The following is a 734-nucleotide window of genomic DNA, read 5'->3' on the forward strand; positions in this document are numbered from 1 at the left end:
TAGATCAAAAATCAAAGAAAAATAGTTGATTCTAAGCTCGTATTTAAGGCTTTCTAAGAACTTTTCGGAAAGAAAAAGAATAAAGTGGAAAAATAAAGAAAAAAATGGAACTGAAAGGAAATGGCTCCGGATGCTGGAAGAGAACAAGCTATGTAAGAATACCGATATTTACAATATTTGCTATATTGAAAAAACAGCCATCGACACACTAGCGACACACTTTTATTTGGAATATTTTAGAATAACTTGATATAAATAAAGCAATAAAATGGAAAAAATAGGAAAAGTTTTTGTTAAATTTCATAAATTTTTCAATTGGTTTTCAAAAGGTAAGATCATAAAAATATGTTAAATCCCTAAATTTATGGATTTAAATGAGATGAAAAAAATGATAGGTTTTTTATGTTTTATTAAAATACTTAAATTAAGAGCTTTGTTTTTAAAAGTTATCAATTAATTTTCAATACAAATTTTATATTAATCAACCAATATCTTTTTTAACATAACATATTCAGTTGTTCTATACTCTTCTTTAAAGCCGCAACTTAGAAATAAGTTTATTGCAGGATTATCTATCGCTATATCATCATATATCTCTTTGATACCGTTATCTTTTGCTTTTTTGCATAATAGCGTTAATGCAATCTTTCCGTATCCTTTTTTACGGTAAGGTGCGTATATGATAACGTTTGTAACATATATACTTCTTTTATCGTCAAAGTGATAAGCTATTT

Annotated in this window: 1 protein-coding gene; it reads right to left on the reverse strand. The window is 26.0% G+C overall.

Features of this window, described 5'->3' with window-relative positions:
* Positions 1-477: 477 nt before the first annotated feature.
* Positions 478-734, reverse strand: a 257-nt coding sequence (locus CDOM16189_RS08035; protein ID WP_170000957.1) for a GNAT family N-acetyltransferase, incomplete at its 5' end; no start/stop codon positions are given.

Source organism: Campylobacter sp. RM16189, from assembly GCF_012978815.1.
Taxonomy (GTDB): domain Bacteria; phylum Campylobacterota; class Campylobacteria; order Campylobacterales; family Campylobacteraceae; genus Campylobacter_A.